Annotated in this window: 13 protein-coding genes; 3 read left to right on the top strand and 10 right to left on the bottom strand. The window is 65.2% G+C overall.

Annotated elements, in window-relative coordinates:
* Positions 1–32 precede the first annotated feature (32 nt).
* Positions 33–1,190 carry an FAD-dependent oxidoreductase gene (locus AC1DXI_RS09855; RefSeq protein WP_476938444.1) on the top strand — a complete coding sequence of 386 codons (1,158 nt, stop codon included), beginning with the start codon at positions 33–35 and terminating at the stop codon, positions 1,188–1,190.
* Between the two features lie 275 nt (positions 1,191–1,465).
* On the opposite strand, the gene AC1DXI_RS09850 is transcribed toward AC1DXI_RS09855, so the two are convergent.
* The 7 genes from AC1DXI_RS09850 to AC1DXI_RS09820 all read right to left on the bottom strand — a co-directional run bounded on the left by AC1DXI_RS09850 (position 1,466) and on the right by AC1DXI_RS09820 (position 13,185).
* Complete coding sequence (locus tag AC1DXI_RS09850; protein ID WP_476938443.1) at positions 1,466–3,097, bottom strand: MFS transporter; 1,632 nt, start codon at positions 3,095–3,097, stop codon at positions 1,466–1,468.
* Positions 3,098–3,264: 167 nt separating this feature from the next.
* Positions 3,265–3,417, bottom strand: a complete 153-nt coding sequence (locus AC1DXI_RS09845; protein ID WP_476938442.1) for a TMEM175 family protein — start codon at positions 3,415–3,417, stop codon at positions 3,265–3,267.
* 309 nt (positions 3,418–3,726) lie between these two features.
* Positions 3,727–5,133, bottom strand: a complete 1,407-nt coding sequence (locus AC1DXI_RS09840) for an FAD-binding oxidoreductase (RefSeq protein ID WP_476938441.1) — start codon at positions 5,131–5,133, stop codon at positions 3,727–3,729.
* A gap of 75 nt (positions 5,134–5,208) precedes the next feature.
* On the bottom strand, positions 5,209–8,475 hold the full coding sequence (locus AC1DXI_RS09835; RefSeq protein WP_476938440.1) for a BTAD domain-containing putative transcriptional regulator: 3,267 nt from the start codon (positions 8,473–8,475) through the stop codon (positions 5,209–5,211).
* Positions 8,476–8,886: 411 nt separating this feature from the next.
* Entirely contained in the window at positions 8,887–10,524 is a 1,638-nt protein-coding gene (locus tag AC1DXI_RS09830; protein WP_476938439.1) for an amidohydrolase, read from the bottom strand.
* A gap of 198 nt (positions 10,525–10,722) precedes the next feature.
* Positions 10,723–11,634 carry a carbon-nitrogen hydrolase family protein gene (locus AC1DXI_RS09825; protein ID WP_476938438.1) on the bottom strand — a complete coding sequence of 304 codons (912 nt, stop codon included), beginning with the start codon at positions 11,632–11,634 and terminating at the stop codon, positions 10,723–10,725.
* Positions 11,635–13,185, bottom strand: coding sequence for an APC family permease (locus tag AC1DXI_RS09820; RefSeq protein WP_476938437.1), 1,551 nt, complete (start codon positions 13,183–13,185; stop codon positions 11,635–11,637).
* 110 nt (positions 13,186–13,295) lie between these two features.
* Here AC1DXI_RS09820 and AC1DXI_RS09815 point away from each other — a divergent pair, with 110 nt between their 5' ends.
* A complete protein-coding gene (locus AC1DXI_RS09815; RefSeq protein ID WP_476938436.1) occupies positions 13,296–13,931 on the top strand; it encodes a TetR/AcrR family transcriptional regulator in 636 nt (211 codons plus the stop codon).
* Between the two features lie 117 nt (positions 13,932–14,048).
* Here AC1DXI_RS09815 and AC1DXI_RS09810 read toward each other — a convergent pair whose 3' ends face one another.
* Both AC1DXI_RS09810 and AC1DXI_RS09805 read right to left on the bottom strand, forming a co-directional pair.
* Complete coding sequence (locus AC1DXI_RS09810) at positions 14,049–15,425, bottom strand: aminotransferase class III-fold pyridoxal phosphate-dependent enzyme (protein WP_476938435.1); 1,377 nt, start codon at positions 15,423–15,425, stop codon at positions 14,049–14,051.
* Between the two features lie 28 nt (positions 15,426–15,453).
* Positions 15,454–16,941: a CoA-acylating methylmalonate-semialdehyde dehydrogenase gene (locus AC1DXI_RS09805; protein WP_476938434.1), complete on the bottom strand. Its 1,488-nt coding sequence runs from the start codon at positions 16,939–16,941 to the stop codon at positions 15,454–15,456.
* A gap of 131 nt (positions 16,942–17,072) precedes the next feature.
* On the opposite strand from AC1DXI_RS09805, the gene AC1DXI_RS09800 reads away from it, so the two are divergent.
* Positions 17,073–18,734, top strand: coding sequence for a PucR family transcriptional regulator (locus AC1DXI_RS09800; protein WP_476938433.1), 1,662 nt, complete (start codon positions 17,073–17,075; stop codon positions 18,732–18,734).
* A gap of 345 nt (positions 18,735–19,079) precedes the next feature.
* Here the strand turns inward: AC1DXI_RS09800 and AC1DXI_RS09795 are convergent.
* On the bottom strand, positions 19,080–19,507 hold a 428-nt coding region (locus AC1DXI_RS09795), incomplete at its 5' end, for a GNAT family N-acetyltransferase (protein WP_476938432.1).

The raw sequence follows: 19,507 nt of genomic DNA, 5'->3' as shown, positions 1-19,507 counted from the left end.
TTGCCTCCGGAGTTGAGTGCTTGAATGGGGACATGGTGGATCGCAGCGTACTGGTCTCCGGCGGTGGGATTGCCGGCTCGACCGCCGCGTACTGGCTGGAGAAGGCTGGCTGGTCGGTCACGATCGTGGAAAGAGCGGCCAACACACGATCCAGCGGCAACCCGATCGACGTACGCGGTGCAGCGGTCGCTATTGCACGGCAAATGGGCATCTGGTCGCGCCTGGAGGAGGCTGCCACCGGTGTCGAACGTCTGGTCTTCGTCGACGCGGACGGGCGGCCACAGGCCACGATCCGCACGCACCGGCGCGTCGACCGCCATCAGGAGGTCGAGGTCGCACGCAATGAACTCGTCGGCTTGTTGTTCGACAAGGCCCGGGAGACAAGTCTCATCATCCCGGACGACTCGATCGCTGCCTTGCACCAAGACGGCGGCGGAATCGACGTCGAGTTTCAGCGGACCCCTTCCCGTCGCTTCGACTTGGTCGTAGGAGCCGACGGACTCCACTCCACCGTTCGGCGCCTGGCATTCGGCCCCGAGGAACGTTTTTCCCGCCCTTTCGGCATGTTCGTGGGCACCGTGCGCGCCCCTGTGCCGGTCGCGGATCCGCGCACCGTGCTGTTGTACAACGAACCGGGAACCTCCTTGACCATCCATCCGGCGGGTGGGAAGCCCGGTTTCGCCTTTATCTTCCGTGGGCAGCACGATTTCGACTACCGCGATGCGGAACAAGGCAGGCGTCTCGTCGAGTCCACTTACGCCGGCGGCGGATGGCTCACCACGCTCGCGCTCGAGGAATGGGGTGCGTCCGGCGATAGGTACTTCGACGCCGTCACCCGCGTGGACGTACCGCAGTGGAGTGCCGGCCGCGTGGTGCTGCTCGGTGACGCGGCGAGTTGCATCTCGCTGTTCGGTGAAGGCTCCAGCAGCGCGATCGTTGGAGCCAAGACCCTCGCCGACGCGATTGCCGCCCATCCGGGCGACCACACCGCTGCTTTCGCCGGCTATGAACACAGGCACCGCAGACACGTCCGACCGCTACTACGGGGCGCCGGCATCGCATCGCGCCTCCTCGTACCCAAGACCCGAGCGGGCATCGCGATGCGCAATGCGGTGTTGAACTCCGCCGGATCCCTCCGCCGCGGACAGCGCACTAAGGACGAGCAGCAACACCCGAACGGGGTGGATTGAGAATGGCGAAACGGACAGAGGAGGGAACGGAGAACCCTGCGCCGACACGACCGGCAACTGTGACGGTTTCTCGGGAAGCACTTCAGGCGAGTTGTATTCCGGAGGTACCCGGTACACAGCCTCGGCGTACGACGGTACTTATTAAGCCGGCTTCGGAGGCTTGTTGCCTGAGTTTCGCGCCGTACGATCCTGTTCCCTCCATGGGAGAGTAGGACCGGCTTCACCGAACCGGCACCGTTCACCGGTGCTCTGGTGTGCTTGCGAGCCGTTAAGGATTACGGCGCCCGTTGGGAGTCTTGCTTGGTTTGGGTGCCGGGTTGAATGGTTGGTATGCCGCGGGTGAAGACCAGGGCGAGCAGTGTGATCAGGGCAAGGATGGAGATGGCGGCGCGTAGCCCTTGGATCTGGCTGTCCGTGTTCGCCTCCGCGACCGCGTCGATAGTCGCGGGGGGAACGTTCGCGGCAGTGAGCGCGGCCCTCAGGTCCGCGTCGGAAACGAACGGAACCCCATCGGCGAGCTGTATTTGCGCTTGCGACTCGAGGGTGGCCGGGATTTCCGGGTTGTCGTGGATGATGGCGAAGAACGAGGCACTGAGCGCGGAGATGAGCACAGCGCCGGCTAGCGCGGTCCCGATCGAGGCGCCGAGCTGGGTGCCGGTGTTCTGCAGACCGCCGACCTCACCGCTTTGTTCGTCAGGCACGGCGGACACGGTGACGCTGCCGAGCTGGGAGGCCATCGCTCCCAGTCCGGAACCCGCGAGCAGCAGCGGCCAGGTCACGATCTCTGGTCCCGCACCGACTTCGAGCAGTGCGACCAGGAGCACCAGGCCGGTGAACAGGGCGACGAAGCCGGCGTTGACGACACGTCGTGGCGAAGCGTCCGGGCGCAGTTTCGGTATGCCTATGGCGAAGATCAGCAGAGTCAGCGAAAGAGGCAGCAGGCGCACGCCGGTCTCGATCGCCGAAAGCCCGAGCGCCACGGACAAGAACAGTGGGACGACGAAGAAAGTGCCTGCTTGGACGAGGTACATGAACAGGAAGGAGGTGACGCCGCTGCGCAGCTGGAGGTTGCGGAGCATCGCGGGGTCGATGAGCGCGCCCTCACCGCGTGCGATGCGGTGGTTCTCCCACACCATGAAAAGGGCCAGGACCGCGCCGCCGCCGAGGATGAGCCAGATGACCGGAGACAGCCCGAGCCACTCAGGCGCGTTGGGCTTGGGCTGCACGAACCCCCACGACCCCGAGAGGAGGATGCCCATGACGATCAAAGTGAGACCGAGCGCCGACAGCGCCGTGCCCACGAGGTCGAGGCGGACACCCTCCGCAGCGGGTGTGTCGTTTACGCGCCGCGCGAGCAGCAGGATGACGACCACGATGAGGACCTCGCCGGCGAACACCCAGCGCCACGAGGCGTAGGTGGTGAACGCGCCGCCGATCAGCGGCCCGAGCGCCGCCGCGATGGCGCCGGCGGCGGCGACCAGCCCGTAGGCACGCGGCCGTTCGGGCTTGCCGAAGTTTGACGCGACGAGCGCCACGATCGCCGGCATGATCAGTACGGCTCCCAGACCCTCCAGGAATGACCAGCCGATGATCAGCACAGTCAGGTTCGGGGCCAGTGCCGTCGTCAACGATCCGCAGGAATAAACGACGCACCCGATCGTGAACGCCCGCTTCCGGCCGATGATCTCGCCGATCTTGCCGCCCGTAATCATCAACGACGCCATCACCAGCGTGTAGAGCGTGATCGCCGTCTGAATGCCGGTCACCGTGGTCCCGAGGTCGCTGGCCACCGTCGCGATCGCCGTGTTCATCACGGTGGTGTCCAGGGCCATCACGAACTGCCCCATCGCCAACGTCAACAGCACGACCCCGGCGGCACCCACTTGCCGCTCAGCCACGTCGCTCACAGCCCCTCACTCTCCGTCGGACGAACCGCATCCAGGACTTGATGTTGCCCGCCGATGCGCGCGGACCGCAGGTTCAGCCGAATAAACACTGAGTCGGCATGGTCGAGGCAGTTGGTGATAACCGTGTGGCAAAACCAGATCGCCCCAATCGTCGCGAAGCTGACCAGTTAGGCCAAGTACGACGGCCACAGGGCGGGAAGCGCGGCCACGAGGTCCTCGGCGGAGCCGGCAGGGACGGCTATCTCCAGAATGATGAGCGTTGTCGCAATGGCAAAACACGACGTCGCTGAATGCTTCCATCCGCCCTGTCTGATAAGCACGCGGCCGAGACTGTGACTGCCAGGCAGCGGACTGATCATCCATGGGGCCAGCATGGCACCCGCCCTGGATATCCGGCTCATCCAGAACGGACGATCTATTCGATGGAGACGTCTGTGAGTGCGGGGTCAGGGCCCCGGCTAGTGGACGCTCCGCGTGCTGGGGTGTGGGGTCATTCGGGTGTCCTTTCCCGCGTCAACTGACCGGCGKTGCCGGTCAGTTGACGGGGGAATCGAGGTGCCTCTGGCGCAGTCTGTCAGGTTGCTTCCCGATCCTCGGGCGATCAGCCACGTCTCACGCAGACCGTGCAGTCACACAGTGGGGGCGATGTTCTGGTTCAACCGGAATAGATTGGTGGGGTCGTATTCGTTCTTCAGTTCCACGAGCCGCCGGTATGTATCCGCCGGGTACGACGCCCGCACGAGCGTCGTATTCGCTTCACCTGTGAAATTCACGTAGGCCGCCACATCCGGACCAAGCGCGGACGTCACGCCCCGGGCCCACTCCACGACATCCGCGAAGCCTTCCGCCGTCGGCGTGCGCGCAATAACATTGACGATGAATTCCTGGTCGCGGAGTGCGAAGGCCGTAGCTTCGGCAGGAACCCTGCCGACCGCGCCGCCAAGGTGGTGCAGGTGAATCTCCGTCATGGCGTTGGGCGATGCTGCAAACGAGTCCAGCAGCACGCGCACGGACGCGTCGTCGGCGGCGCGCAGAAATGCCGAGCGGAAATAGTTGTGCACGCCCCGCGGGTACAGCGGATCGAGCGCCTGCTGCCACCCCGCGTACGGGTTGGCCGTGAACACATCGGCGATGACCGTGCCCAATGACCGGAAGGGCGCGGTGGCGGCCTCGCCGGCATCTAGATCGCCGGACCAGCACCCTCCCACAGCGATGACCGGCTTGCCGTGCACTGATTCTGGCAGGAACGGGACCGGCGGCGCCGTGGTCATGTTGACCAGCGTGGTCAGCTCATCGGGGGCCGCCGCGCAGGCCGCCCGATAGCCGCGCAACACCTGCTCCGCCTCTTCTGCGGGGTAGAAAACCAGGCCGGAAAGGACGATGGGCCCCACTTCGTGCAATTGATAGTCGAAGGACGTCACCACACCGAAATTGCCGCCGCCGCCGCGCAGTCCCCAGAACAAATCGGGGTGCTCGTCGGCACTGGCGTGAATAAACTGCCCGTCAGCAGTGACGACGTCGGCGCCGACCAGGTTGTCGCTGGCCAGCCCGTGCTTGCGCACGAGCCAGCCGATGCCGCCGCCGGTGGTGAAGCCGGCGATGCCGGTCGAGGACACCAGGCCACCGGTCACCGCAAGCCCGAATTGCTGGGTTTCTGCATCCAGGTCCTTCCAGGTACACCCTGCCTGTGCCGCCACGCGGCGGCGGGCGGGGTCCACCTGGACCCCCTTCATCAGCGAAAGGTCCAGCACGATACCGTCGTCGACGGTGGAAAACCCGGGGATCGAATGTCCGCCGCCGCGAACCGACAACGGCAACCCCTCACTGCGCGCGAGATCGACCGTGCGGATCACATCTGCCACACCCGCACAGCGTGCGATGAGCGTCGGGCGGCGGTCGTGGGCCCCGTTCCAGATGCTGCGTTCGTGGTCGTAGTCCGCGTCCCCTGGCCTGACGACCGTGCCGCGCAGCCCGGCGGCGAACTCGGCGATGGTGGCCTCGCCGATGCGGGTCGGCCTAGTCTGCGTCGTTGTCACGATGCGTTCCTCCTGATTGCTGTTGGTTTGTCAGATCCATTTGTCAGATCCAGGAATAACGCTAGTGAACCGTCCTCAACGGGCACTCAACGCCGTCTCAACATCATCATCCGAGTCCCGCCTACGCAGTGCGGCCAGCCGCTGACCGGCGATGAGGCATCTCGTTCGGTCGAAAATCGCCCCAGCCCTGTCAATTTCGCGGGCCGCCCGATGCGGGTCGCCGAGCTCGTTGGATAGCTCTGCCACCATCAACCGTTGCCAGCCAGTGTGTCGACGCCATGGAGCGACCTTTTCCGCTGCCTGCCTGTACATTTCCCGCGCTGCCCGGACCTCCCCGGAGATCAGTTCGGCGGCACCGAGAATGGTCAGCGTGGCGCCCATCCCCACCTGATCTCCCGCGGACTCGAACCCTGAAAGGCAACGCCGAGCGTCTGTCAGGCCGCGGTCGATATCACCACCCATGGCGCGGAGCAGGGCGATATTAATCTCGGTCAGCAGCTCGCCGCGTCGGTCGCCCAGGCCGAGCCGAAGCTCCCGCGCCAAGGACAGGGCCTCAGCGGCCGCGCTGTAGTCGCCACAGTCGCGCAGAATGCAGCCAAGTTGGTGAAGCGTTTGCGCCCTAGCCAGGTCATCTCCTAACTCGGCGAAATGTTCGGCTGCATCCGTGATGACGGATATCGCAGACTGCGTGTCTCTCGAAAGCCTGGCCGCGTAGCCGAGCGCGGACAGCACGTAGCCTTTGGCTTGGATGACGCCAACCCGCCGGCCCAACAGCAGGGTCTCCTCGACGCAGGGGACCAACCGTCCGGCGATCGGGACCAGTTGCAGGCTGGGCGTGATCACCGGCAGGAAGGGTGGAGTGCTGGTCTCAGACTGGTCGAGTTCTCTCAGGCAGGTGTTTAGGTGACGGGCGGCGAGTGGTCCGTCCTCCCGGGACAACGCGCACTGGCCGAGCAGCCAACTGCTGGCAGCGCAATGCTCGGGTCTGCCACCCTCGACTGCCTCGGTGTGCACGTCGGCTGCCAGTTGTTCGGCCTCGTCCAAGTCGAAAGTGCTCCAGGCGAGCGAGGTCTCAATGAGCCGGGCCATCGTCACCTCGTCGGGGTCGCCGATCTCCCGCATAATTGCCAGGGCCTCCGCGCCGAGCGCCCGATGCCGATCGCCGCGGCCCTGCCGGCTGTCCAGCCCGGTCAGGCCGATCAGAGCAGCCGCGCGAGACCTGGTCGCGTCGGGAGCCACCGCCAAGGCACGCTCGACCCAACGTGCTCCCTCGACCGCGTGACCGCGGACGAACCAGAACCGCCACAGGCTGGCCGCGAGCCGGAGCGCGGTCTCGGGCTCGCGGGCGCACGACCAGCGCAACGCCGAGCGCAGGTTGTCGTGCTCGCGGTCGAGCAACTTCGGCTGTTCGATGACCACCCCGGTGGCCCGTTCGGGATTGTGGGATTCGGCGACGGCAAGGAAGTAGGCGCAATGCGCAGCCGCCAGTTGAGCCGCCTCACCTGCAGGATCGAGATTCTCCTGGCCAAACTGGCGGACCGTCTCCAATTGCCGGTATCGGGTCCCGGCGCCCGTCCTTTCGGTGACCACCAAAGACTTGTCCACCAGCTTGGCCAACAGGTCGAGCAGTTCGATCTGCTGGAGGGGCGCGTCAGCGCAGACTGCGATTACAGCGTCGAGGGTGAAACCACCCGCGAACACAGACAGCCGGCGCAGCAGAACCTGCTCCGGTTTGGTGAGCAGTTCGTGGCTCCATTCCAAGGTGCCACGCAGCGTCTGGTGCCGCGTGACGCCGCTGGTTCCCCTGCCGAGCATGGACAAAGCATCGCCCAATCCCTGGACGATCTCGGCGGGTTCGAGTACGGCCGCTCTGGCCGCGGCCAATTCCAGGGCCAGCGGCATTCCGTCGAGCCGTCGGCACAACTCTGTCACCCCCTGCGCGTTGTCGGCGTCGAGCGCGAAACCCGGCCGGACCTGCGCTGCCCGCTCAACGAAAAGCCGGACAGAGGGCAGACGGCCCAGCACGGCCAGGTCGAGAGCGTCGGTCCCCAGGGGCGAGGGCAGGGGCAATGACGGCACCCGGTAGGTGTACTCCCCGTCGGCATGGAGTGGCTCCCGGCTGGTGGCCAGCACTTTAACCCCAGGGGATCCGTCAAGTAGCGCGACGACGAGTTGCGCACAGGCCGCTAGCAAGTGTTCGCAGTTGTCCAGCACGAGGAGCAGCGAGCGTCGCCGCAGTTGGTCGACCAGCGCTTGCACGCGGCTTGGTGCCGCGCCGTAATCCAGCCCGAGGACCTCGGCTACGGCATCGGCCACCAGCAGCGATTCCCCAACGGCCGCGAGGTCGACGAACCAGACTCCGTCCACGTACTCAGGACGAATTGTCTTCGCGGCCTCCAATGCCAGTCTGGTCTTGCCGCTGCCGCCAGCCCCGGTGAGTGTGAGCAGGCGAGCATGGCCCATCAGCCGCTCGACGTCAACGAGCTCACGCTCGCGCCCGATGAAGCTTGTCAACGGGGATGGCAGATAACCGATGGCATCGTCTTTGCCGGTCACGCCGGCGGGCTGGTGGAGGCGTTCCTCGGGCGGCGAACCGGTCAACAACTCGCGAAACAGTGCCATTGTCCGGGTGTCCGGGTCGGTCCCGAACGCGTCGAGGAGTTCGTCGACCAGCCGCTCATATCGCGCCAATGCTTCCGACCGCCGGCCCATCCCAGCCAGCAACACCATCTGCGCGCGCACGGCTCCCTCGTGGACGGGATCGGATTCGAGCGCATGGGTGAGGATGACCAACGCTTCCTCCGGCGCGCGCTGCGCCACGGTCGACGCCAGTTTCACCAGTACTTCGCGATGGATTTCCCGGAGCTCATCGCGGCGTGTCGTCAGCCAGTCCGCATCCGGCAGCTCGGGCAGAAGATCACCACTGTACAAGTCGGCCGCATCGCGCAGGCTTGCCTCGACACCTGCAGCCAACGCTGCCACGGCCGAACGCTCGAACTGCAGGACATCGACATCGACCGGGCCAGTGTCATCCAGCACGAGCACTTCACCGCGGATGGCGAGCAGCCCGTCGCTGCCGGCTCCAGCGCTAGCGAGCGCACGGCGAGCGACGTACAGGGTCTGATGCAGATTCCGTGCGGCGGCCACCGGCTCCATGTCAGGCCACAAGCGGTCCAGTACCTGCTCGCGACGGCCACGCTGACCACGCGCCAGCGCCAGCATTGCCACCACGGCCTTTGCCTTCTGCAGCCGCCAGTGGCTGTTCTCGACGGCGTTCCCGTTGACGTACACGATGAACGAGCCGAGAAGCTGGATGCGCAACCCGCTTTGGGTAGGCTTCATGTTTCTTCAGTATCCGCTCGCCAACCGGCGTTGTCGAACAACGAAATTTCCCGCACGCGCGCTGCCTTGGCGCACTCTGTGAGCGGCCCATCACTAGCAAGCAAACCACCAGAACCACAGCAGCGAATCGCCCTCGTCCGGCTCGATTCCGACAACCTCCGCCGGCACACCCGGGGAAGTCGCCAAAAACCTCGGCGTCCCTATACCTACCCTCTACAGGTGTGTCTGCGGAGCTCATTGGCCTCGCGGCGGGCATAGTCGTGGGGACTTGCGGTACCGCGCAGGTTAGGGATTGGTTCGCAGCGAGCCCTGTCAGGTCAGGGGTGAACGCCTGCGGGTGTCGGGCTGGGATGGAGCGCGGCCATGGATCCGTCTGTGGTTGTTGGCGGACCCCTGGGCGGTGACGTCGGCCTATTCTTGGCGGCTGAAGACAGTTTCTCCATCCACCCAGGTCGATTCGATCGGGAGGTCAATGAGGTCGTCGGCTGAAACCAGAAGGGGATCGTCGGCCCATATCGCGAGGTCCGCCCTGTTCCCGGGCCGGATTCTTCCCTGGTCGTGGTCTCCTTGGGCTTCGGCGGCCCAAACCGAGAAGCCCTTGAGCGCTTCGAGCGCCGTCAACCTTTGTGAAGGTTCGAAGACATGCGCATCGGTCCGGCCTGGGATGCGGCGCAGGCGTGCCCATGCCATGCCGATGCGCGCGTCGTACTGAGCCACCGGCCAATCCGAGCCCAGCGCAACCGGAGCACCCGAATCGATGACGTCACGGATCCTCCAGGCCCGTTTCGATCGCTCGGCGCCCAAGCGACTGGACCAAGAATCGGATCCGTCCGCCTTTCGCCACTGCATGTGCAAGGGCTGCATCGACGCGGTTATTCCGGCCGTGGAAAGACGTGCGAGATCCTTGTCCGCAATGCACTCCAGGTGTTCAATGCGGTGCGGGGCTCCCCGCCGGGACCGCACGCCGGCCGAGACGTATGCGTCGATCGCAGCACCGATGGCTCGATCACCGATAGCGTGCGTCGCGATTTGAAATCCTGCGTCGCTATAGTTCTTGACGGTTGCAGCATAGTCGGCCGGATCGGGCCAAAATGATTTCAATCCGCCGCCCATCGTGTCCGGTTCATAGAGCCAGCCGGTTCCCGTGTCGATTACACCGTCGAGTAAGAGCTTGACGAGCCCGCCGCGCCAGCGCCGACCCCGTCGGTCCTTCGACAAGACGTAAGACCGTGCTTCTTCAGCAGTCAGGCCGGGCCGATGCTCGAGTGCGGAAACCAGCCTGACGGGCAAGCCCGATCCGGTGCTGTCGATGTTGTCGATGAAATCGAGCGAAGCAAGGTCACCATCCATGATCGTTCCTGAGGTGATGCCGCTTCTCGACAAGCAGGAGATCAGCTCCCGTGCCCTCTCAACGGCCTGCGCAGCAGAAAGAGCCGGCGCGGTGGATCCAACCAATTCGTAGGCAGTGGATTCCCGCAACTCCCCGGTGGGGTTGCCGGCCTCGTCAATAACTATCTCTGAATTGTCGCAAAACCGGCGCCCACCTGTGATGCCGCTCAGTCTCAGAGCTTTCCTGCTCGCCAATGCGGTATGAAGATCAAACAGGAGAATGTACGCCGGCAGGCCGCAGACCGACTCTTCAATCAGGTCAGCGGATATTCGCCTCCCTTCAAAGACGCCGTAGTCAAGGTTCCATCCCCGGACCCACCCCGCCGGATTCTCTGCAAGAACCCTGGCTGCTTCGGTGCGCAGGACGGCGAGGAAAGCGTCGAACGTTGACACTGGGCCGAAATTTACGCCGACCGTGATTTCCGAACCTTGGATGGGGTGAATGTGTCCGTCGATGAGTCCCGGCGTGATGGTTTGGCCCTTGGCATCGTGCACTCGGGTTCGTGGACCCCGGTGCTCGCCAAGAAGGTGGTTGCCGCCAGCGGCGAGAATCCTGCCGTTCGCGATGACGATGGTGCTGGCGGATGGTTGTTTTGGATCCAAGGTGTGCACCCCGGCATTAACGATGACAGTGTCCGCGGATTTGAGGTTATTGGGCATCAGACTTCCCGTGATCTTGAATGTTGGGCACGCGCCTAGAGTGTCGGCGGCAAGGGTCGTACGGCTTCACAGCGGCCGACAGCCGGCTGGTGCGGATGAGATCGTGCTGTCGATGGTCGTTTCTGGCAACGAGTGCGTACCTCCGGGGCCGGAGGTACGCACTCGATGTGGTCGGGGTGCGGCCGTGGAAGGAAGCGGTCAGGCCCTTGAAGTGCTGAGCCGATTCACGCGTGAATCCTCCGGGTCCGGGGTGCTCCACGCCGGGGGTTGGAAGTGTGCGCCGCCGTACATCGGGTAACGGAGGATTCCTTCCTGGTCGTGGAGTTGAGCCCAGGGCCGGTTGATGCCGTGGGTTCCGTAGCGGCGGACCTGGGTGACCCGGTCGAGGTCCAGGACGCCGAAGAGGATTTCCTCGCCTCCTCTGGCCTGCTGCATGATGGTGCCCTCCGGGTCCACGATGACGCTTTCTCCGACTGCTGATGGGTCGGCGCCGTTGACGTTGACGATGTACACCTGGTTTGCAAAGGCGTTGGCCCGTGACATCACGATTTCCATTTCCCTGTCCCGGGTCGTGGTGAGGGTCGGCTGGATGATGACTTCCGCTCCGAGCCATGCCAGTTGCCGGGCGACCTCGGGAAAGCTTCCATCGAAGCAGATGGCGAGGCCTACGCGTCCCCGGCCGGGGATGTCGAAGGTCACGAACGAGTCGCCCGGCGTCGTTGTTTCGAACGGGCGCCAGGGAAAGAGCTTCCGGTACCGGGCCACGATCTCGCCGTCGGGGGAAACAGCGATTGCCGTGTTGTAGGTGTTGCCGCCGTCGGTTTCCAGCAGGGAGCCGGGCACGAGCCAGACCCCCAGGCGGCGGGCCAGATCCGCGATCCGGTCGGTGAGCGCGCTGGGGATGGGGCAGGCGGAGCGGGTTTCGCCCTCAGGGTCAGGGATCAGGAATTCCCCGGGAGCTGCGAGCAGAAGTTCTGGTGCAACGATGATGTCGACCTCAGGACCGAGCTCTTTGGCGGTTTCGGCCTGGGCAGCGAAGCGTTCCCAAGTTGCTTCGACGTCGTAGGGCACGGGTTTCGTTTGGATTGCTGCAATGGATAGGACGCGCATTTATGCCTCGGTTTCGCTGCTCAGGATGGATTGCAGTTCGTTGCGGGTGGAGAAAGTTCCCTGGGGGATCGTTTGCCCGGCGAAGTAGGGCCGGAGTCTGGGGCGGATGATGGCGACGACCAGGACGCCCAAGGCGAGGGCGCCGATGCCGATCCAGAACACGGTTCCGATACCGAGCCAGGAGAGCCCGGCATAGTCGGGGGACAACATGTCGACGGCGCTGTACGCAAACGCTCCCGTCATCAGGAGGGCGCCCAGGCCAGGAAGGATGCCCTTGATGACAAGGGCAGAGGTGGAGGTGCGCATTTGGGGAGCGAAATAAACGACACAGGCCAGCGCCGTCGCGGCATAGTAGGCGGCGATCATCAGGCCGACTGAAAGAATAGCCAGGCCGATGAAGTCGGCGCTGATCGCTGTCAGAACTACTGTCACGGCAATGCTCAGGAGCGCCCACCAAACGATTGACGTGGTGGGTGTCCCTCTGGAGGGGTGCATCTTCGTGGTGGCAGCGGGCAGTGCGCCGTAAGTTCCCATGCTGAGCCAGGACCGGGGGTTGCTGATCGCGACAGTCATCAGCGCCGCCAATGCCGAGATGCCGACGGCGAGGATGATCACCTGCCCGAAGAGGCCACCGGTGGCCTGGGGGCCAAGCACGGACAGCACGTCCGAGACGGTTGAAGGATCCGTGATGCCGGCGGTCCCGGCAAATCCGACGGCGGCCGTCGCGGTCACGACGTAGAAGAACAGAAGGATCACGGTGGTGATGACCACGGCCCGCCCGGGTGTTCCCTTGCGGTCGGTCGTTTCCTCATTGACCGCTATCAGCGCGTCCCAGCCCCAGTAGATGAACAGGCAAAGGATGACGCCGTGGACCAGGCCGGAGAGATCGCCGGAGGCAAGTGGGTTGAACCAGTCCAGCCGTGGCTGCTCGGCACCTTCCGCCGCGGTCCCGGCGGCCATCGCGGTAAAGGCCCCGACGCAGAAACCGCCCAGGGCAACCAGCTGCAAGGCGATCAATGCGTATTGAAGCCACGCGGAGAGTTCGATTCCGCGGGCCGCCACGACGCCGCTCAGGGCGATCAGCCCGCACGCGATGGCCGCGACGATGACCGGTTGGGAGGCGGCCCAGCCGAGCCCCAAAAAGGTCAGAAGATACGTCGTGGCAACCTGCGCCAAGGCCGCGCTGGAGATGAAGGTGGCAACTTGGGGGACCCAGCCACCGAAGAACCAGCCCGACCATGGGCCAAAGACTCGGGAGATCCACACGAAAACCCCGCCGCAGTCCGGCATTTCCCGATTGAGGTCCCGGAAGGCGAAGGCCGTGAACAGGATAGGCACGAACCCCAGAAGGAACGCCGCGGGTGTGCTCGACCCGACCGCCAGGACAACGAAGCCCAAGGTCACCGCCAAGCTGTACGCCGGGGCCACCGCGGCGAGACCCAATGCCACCGTGGGGCCGATGCCGATCGAGCCGGCCTTCAGTCCCTTGCTCGCAGCGGCAACCGGAAGGGTGGGAGGTGTAACGGTGGGGGGTGGAAGGGGATGTGACACGGAGACTCCTCATCGAATCAAAGTTATTTGAATCACATTCAAATTTGAATACCATTCAATACGGGTCTAGACTCGCTGTCAATAGGCATCGGACCGGGGGAGGAGTGGCAATGGCGGACCTCAGCAAGAGGGAAGTGCGCCGGAGGGCGATTGCGGCGGCGGCACAGGCCGTCGCCGCGCGTGACGGTGCGGAAGCCGCGACGCTGCGGGCGATTGCGGCGGAGGCAGGCATGGCCCCAAACGCCGTGCTGTACTACTACGGAAGCCTTGCCGAGATCACCGCGGCAGCCGTCGAAGCCTCATCTGCCAGATTCCTCGCACGGCTGGCGGAGGCGGCGGACCCTGCCATGAGCCCGACGGTCCGGCTCGCCGCAGTCATCAGCGCGGGCACCACGGCAGGACTGGAGGACGACACCTTCCGGATTCTTTACGAGTACTGGACCCATTCGATCAGGGACGTGGAGCACCGACGGATCCAAGCGGAACTCATCCGCACCCAGCAAGCGACGTATGAAAAAATCATTGCCGACGGAATGCAGGCCGGTGAGTTCTTTCCCGTCCTGGAACCGGCGAAGATAGCGCGGACGCTGGTGGCCCAGGAAGACGGCCTGGTCATGGACGTACTGGCCGGCACCGCCAGCAGCGAGGACGTGCTTGACCTGGTCGCCAGTATCGCCTCGGCCCTTCTGGGTCTCGACCGCGACACGCTCCTCGACCACATCGGAAGTCTCGCCTTCTCCATCTGAAGGCTCACGACCACGCGTATTCCGCTGAGTTGACGTCCATCTCCGAAGGCAACGCCAGCATCACTTGTGGGCGCGTCGCATGCAAGCTCCTGTCCGGCGCGACTGTCTCCGGATTCATCAGGTGGCGGCGAACCCGTCCGCGATGTCCAGCACGGTGTCCAGGATGTGCAGGCCTGTCTGGGTGTCTTCCACGCTGGTGTTGCAGGGCGGGACGACATGGATGCGGTTGAAGTTCGCGAACGGGAGCAGTCCGCGGGATTTGCAGGCCGCCACGAGCTGGTTCATTTCCGGACTCGAGGCTCCGTACGGCGCGAGGGGCTCGCGGGTCTGCCGGTCCTTGACGAGTTCGATGGCCCAGAACACGCCCGTGCCGCGGACTTCCCCGACCGAGGCGTGGGTTTCGGCGAATCCGCGGAGGGCCGGGCCGATCACCGTCTCGCCGAGGGCTGCCGCGTGCTGGACGATCTGTTCGTTCTCCATCGCGTTAATGGTGGCGACGGCGGCAGCCGCCGCGAGCGGGTGGCCCGAGTAGGTCAGGCCGCCCGGGTAAACGCGCGTGCCGAACGTGGCAGCGATCTCCGGACTGATCGCCACGCCGCCCATCGGAACATAGCCGGAATTCACGCCCTTGGCGAAGGTCAGCAAGTCGGGGACGACGTCGAAGTGCTCGACGGCGAACCAGGTCCCGGTGCGGCCGAAGCCGGACATGACTTCGTCGGCGATGAAGACGATGCCGTGCCGTGTGCAGAGCTCCCGGACGCCCTGCAAGTATCCAGGGGGCGGCATGTAGATCCCGGCTGTGCCCGGGACGCCTTCCAGAATGAGGGCGGCGATGGTTGAAGGCCCCTCGAAGCTAATCAGCTGTTCCAGGTGTTCCAAGGCGCGCTGGCTTTCCTCCTCCTCGGTGCTGGAATGGAAGGCCGTGCGGTACAGGTACGGCGGGAAGAAGTGCACAGTCCCGCTACTGGCGGTGTCGCTGGCCCAGCGGCGGGGGTCACCCGTGACGTTGATGGCCAGCTGGGTGCCGCCATGGTACGAGCGGTAGGCGGAGAGCACCTTGTGACGGCCCGTGTGCAGCCGGGCCATCCGGATCGCGTGCTCGTTGGCGTCGGCGCCGCCGTTGGTGAAGAAGATCTTGTCCAGTTCGCCGGGGGTGCGCCCGGCAATCAGACGGGCGGCTTCGGAGCGCGCGTCATTGACGTAACTCGGGGCGATCGTGCACAGTTTCGTGGCCTGGGCGGCGATCGCGGATACGACGGCGGGGTGCTGGTGGCCGATATTGGTGTTGACCAGCTGCGAGGAGAAGTCCAGGTACTTGTTGCCGTCGCCGTCCCAGACGTGGGATCCCTCGGCCGCGGAAATGACCATGGGGTCGATGAGGTCCTGGGCGGACCAGGAATGGAAGACGTGCCTGCGGTCCAGTTCGTACGCGCGGCGTGCGGCGTCGGCAGTGTCGTGGCCCGGTCGGATGCCGCTATCGATTGTGGAGGTCATGGCAGTTGCCTTTCTGTTGACGTTCCGGTCACGCGTTCTGCGGGAAGCCGAGGTTGATGCCGCCGTGGCTCGGGTCCAGCCAGCGGGACGTGACGGCCTTGCCGCGGGTGAAGAATCCGACGCCTTCGGTGCCGTGGGCGTGGGTGTCGCCGAAGAGCGAGTTCTTCCAGCCGCCGAAGGAGTAGTAGGCCATTGGGACCGGCACCGGAACGTTGATGCCCACCATGCCGACCTCCACCTCGTTCTCGAAGCGGCGGGCCGCACCGCCGTCGTTCGTGAAGATCGCGGTGCCGTTGCCGTACGGGTTGGAATTGATCGTCTCGAGGGCCTGGTCGTAGCTGTCGACGCGGACCACGGAGAGGACCGGGCCGAAGATCTCATCGGTGTAGATGGACATGTCGGTGGTGACGTTGTCGAAGAGGGTCGGCCCGACGAAGAATCCCTCACCTTCGGCGTCGGCGGCGATGGTGCGGCCGTCGACGACGAGCGTGGCGCCGGCCGCTTCGCCGGCGTCGATGTAGCCAGCCACCTTGTCCCGGTGCTGGGCCGTGACGAGCGGACCCATATCGCAGCCGCGCAGTCCGTCGCCGGTGCGGATCGAGGTTGCTCGGCCGGCAATCTTGCCGACCAGTTCGTCCGCGATGTCGCCCACCGCGAGCAGCGCGGAGATGGCCATGCAGCGTTCGCCGGCGGAGCCGGAGCCTGCGTTGATGGCGGCGTCGGCGGCGAGGTCGAGATCGGCGTCGGGCAGGACGATCATGTGGTTCTTGGCGCCGCCGAGGGCCTGGACGCGCTTGCCGTTGGCGGTGGCGGTCTCGTAGACGTACTTGGCGATCGGTGTGGAGCCCACGAAGGAGACGGCCTTGATGTCCGGGTGGGTCAGCAGTGCATCGACGGCCACCTTGTCGCCGTGCAGGACGTTGAAGATGCCGTCGGGCAGCCCGGCTTCCTTCCACAGTTCGGCCATCCAGTTGGCGGCGGTCGGGTCCTTTTCGCTCGGCTTGATGACCACGGTGTTGCCCGCGGCGATGGCCAGGGGGAAGAACCACATGGGAACCATGGCCGGGAAATTGAACGGGCTGATGATGGCGACCGGTCCCAGGGCCTGGCGGACGGAATGGACGTCCACGTTGGTGGAGGCGTTCGCCGTGAAGCTGCCCTTGAGCAGGTGCGGGATGCCGCAGGCAAATTCCACGACCTCCTGGCCGCGGGTGACCTCGCCCAGGGCATCGTCCGGGACCTTGCCGTGCTCTGATGTGATGATGGCCGCGAGTTCGTCCTTGCGGGTGTTTAGCAGCTCGCGGAATGCGAAAAGGATCTGGGTGCGGCGGGCGAGCGACGTGTCGCGCCAGGCCGGGAAGGCGGCCTTGGCCGCGGCAACGGCGGCGTCGCATTCAGCGACGCTGGCGAGCACAACCTGTCCGGTCACCTTTCCGGTGGCGGGGTTCGTGACGGGGGCTGTGCGGTCCCCGGCGGGGACGTAGGTGCCGTTGATCCAGTGCTTGATCGTGTTCAAGGATTCTCCTCAGTGCTGTTTGATGTGAGGCGGCATTCGGTGCCGTGCTGTGCGTCCAGTCTGTCCGCGGCGGCGTAACCCCATAAGGGGCAGTGTGTAAAGAATTAAGCTTCTGGGATTACACTCTGTAAATGCTGCCTACGGTCCGTGCCATCCTTGACCTTCCCGTTCTGCGTGCTGCGGACCCGAGGGTGCTCGGTGGTTTAGCCGGTTTGGACGCGTCGGTGCGCTGGGTGCATGTCAGCGAGCTGCTCGACGTCGGCGGGCTGCTCTCCGGCGGGGAACTGGTGTTGACCACGGGCCTTGAGCTGGAAAAGGAACCCGGCCTCACGGCGTCGTTCATCGGATCCCTGGAGAGGGCCGCAGCCGCCGGGCTGATCGTCGAACTTATCGGAAACAGGGAACGCAGCATGGCCGCGCTGCGGGCCGCGGCCAAGGGGGCCTCGATTCCGGTGATTGTCCTCGAGCGGCGCGTGCGGTTCGTCCAGGTCACGGAAGTAGTGCACCGGATGATCGTGGCGGAGCAGCTGGAACGCGTGGAGCGCGCCAGAGATGTCCATGAAGCCTTCACCGTCCTGAGTCTGGAAAGCGCGGGGAGCCAGCAGGTGGTGGAGCAGGCGGCGATGATGATCGACGCCCCCGTGGTCTTGGAGGACCTCTCCCATCTGGTCCTCAGCTATTCCGCCCGGCAGCTGGACACGGCAGATCTCTTGGACGACTGGGAGGGGCGGTCCCGAACCACGCCGTCGCCGGCCTCGACGGCTCGGACCGGGCCGGAGGAATGGCTTCAGACGCCGGTGGGCGTGCGGCGGCATCTGTGGGGTCGGCTGATTGTGCCGGTGCCGCTCGACGACGACGAGACGGCCGCAATGGTCCTGGAGCGCGCGGCACAGACCCTGGCCATTAACCGCCTCGCGGAACGGGACCGGCTCGAACTGAGCCAGCAGGCCCAGGCAGGTCTGTTCAACGCCCTGCGCCAGCCCCGCGGACTGAGCGACGCCGAAGCCCTTGCACGCGCCGGATCTCTGGGGCTGAAGCGGTCACCGCTTTACGTGCCTGTCGTGTTCCGGACCACCCCGGCCCAGCAGGTTGCCCCGCGCGGCGCAACACTTCCGTCGGGCGATCCGCTCGCCGGCCAGCAGGAGGAGCGGGAACTGCTGGAACTCTTGGCCCGGACACTCAAAACAAGCTCCGGCACCGCGTTGACGGCCAGCATCCGATCGGGTTCGGTCGGCATGATCCTGGGCCTGCCGGCACACCGGCTCCAGGAGGCGGTGCTCCAGCACCTCGCCCGGGTCGTTGCCGAGCACACGGGTCCTTCCGGGGACGCGGGAGCCTGGGCGGCGCCGCGCTGGACCATCGGCGTCGGACGCCCCACCGGTTCCCTTCTCGAGGCCGCCGCGGGCATCGACGAAGCGGCCCACGTCGCCGAGACGGCGGCGACCCTGCGCGACGGCGGAAAGTCTTTCTACCGAGCCACGGATGTCCGGCTCCGGGGACTTCTGGCCCTGCTTCGCCACGACCCGCGTGTGCAGCAGTTCGTCGAATCGGAACTGGCATCCCTGCTCACCGCTGAAGCCCAGGGCCAGGGCGGCCAGCTGGAACTGCTCGGGAAGTATCTGGAATCCGGCGGCAACAAGGCGGCGATGGCCCGCAGCGGCTACCTGAGCCGTCCTACGCTCTACGCTCGGCTGGCCAAACTGGAGGAACTGCTGGCGGTGGATCTCGACGACGCCGAATCCAGGACATCCCTACACGTCGCACTCTTGCTGCACCGGCTGCGTGGGCTCTAACAGCGGAATCTCCGTCCCAGGCAGATGGGACAAGCCGCCCTCCGCCGTGAGGACGGCCATGTAACACGCCTTGAAGAAAATGGAGGCGTCGGTGAGCTGTGAGTGGAGCACGGCATATGCACTGTCATCGGCCGGCTCTTTAGCGGTTGAAGGCGCTAGGGCAGGGTTTCGTCTGAATCCTCGAGCCGGCCAATTTTGGGGTGTGTACATTGTCCAAACTTCGGGCTTCGGATCGGATCGTACCTGGGTCGGATCGGGCGGGATTCCGCATGTTTCCGGGGGAGTCGAGTGTTTGCGAGGGAATGCTCAGCAATGTCTTACGTCCGGCCGACTGATGCCCGCGGGTTACCGCCGACGAAGGCGAGAATCGTCAGCCTCCCATTCATCTCGGGTGATCGCGTACTCGACGTCGCCGTGCTCATCGCCCGGGACTGTCACCGGCCATTCGGCGACGAAGGCCCGCACGAGGCGCATCCCGGATTTCTCCATCACCCTTCGGGAGGCCGTGTTGACTGCCATGGTCGAAGCTACAACCCGTTGCACCCCGAACTCGGTGAACCCCTTGGCGATCAGCGCCCGCGATCCCTCTGTCGCGTGCCCCTTTCCCCACGCCGCGTGGCGCAGCCGGTAGCCCAGTTCCGGCTGATCTTGTGGATCGTCGGGGCCCGGCCGGAAGTGGAACCAGCCGAGGAATTCCCCGGTCGTCTTCTCGAGCGCGGCCCAGAACCCGTAGCCGGGAAAGCGCTGATAGTAGTCGAGGAATGCCGGGAGGA

Source organism: Arthrobacter sp. P1_H7 (genome assembly GCF_056405215.1).
Note: the sequence above shows the minus strand (reverse complement) of the source record. Positions and strands in the feature narration are given on the sequence as shown.

What these genes read in the sequence shown, in the direction of transcription:
- AC1DXI_RS09855 (WP_476938444.1), top strand. Translation starts at nt 33, where the DNA reads ATGGTGGATCGCAGCGTACTGGTCTCCGGCGGTGGGATTGCCGGCTCG.
- AC1DXI_RS09835 (WP_476938440.1), bottom strand. Translation starts at nt 8,475, where the DNA reads ATGAAGCCTACCCAAAGCGGGTTGCGCATCCAGCTTCTCGGCTCGTTC.
- AC1DXI_RS09830 (WP_476938439.1), bottom strand. Translation starts at nt 10,524, where the DNA reads ATGCCCAATAACCTCAAATCCGCGGACACTGTCATCGTTAATGCCGGG.
- AC1DXI_RS09825 (WP_476938438.1), bottom strand. Translation starts at nt 11,634, where the DNA reads ATGCGCGTCCTATCCATTGCAGCAATCCAAACGAAACCCGTGCCCTAC.
- AC1DXI_RS09815 (WP_476938436.1), top strand. Translation starts at nt 13,296, where the DNA reads ATGGCGGACCTCAGCAAGAGGGAAGTGCGCCGGAGGGCGATTGCGGCG.
- AC1DXI_RS09810 (WP_476938435.1), bottom strand. Translation starts at nt 15,425, where the DNA reads ATGACCTCCACAATCGATAGCGGCATCCGACCGGGCCACGACACTGCC.
- AC1DXI_RS09800 (WP_476938433.1), top strand. Translation starts at nt 17,073, where the DNA reads ATGCTGCCTACGGTCCGTGCCATCCTTGACCTTCCCGTTCTGCGTGCT.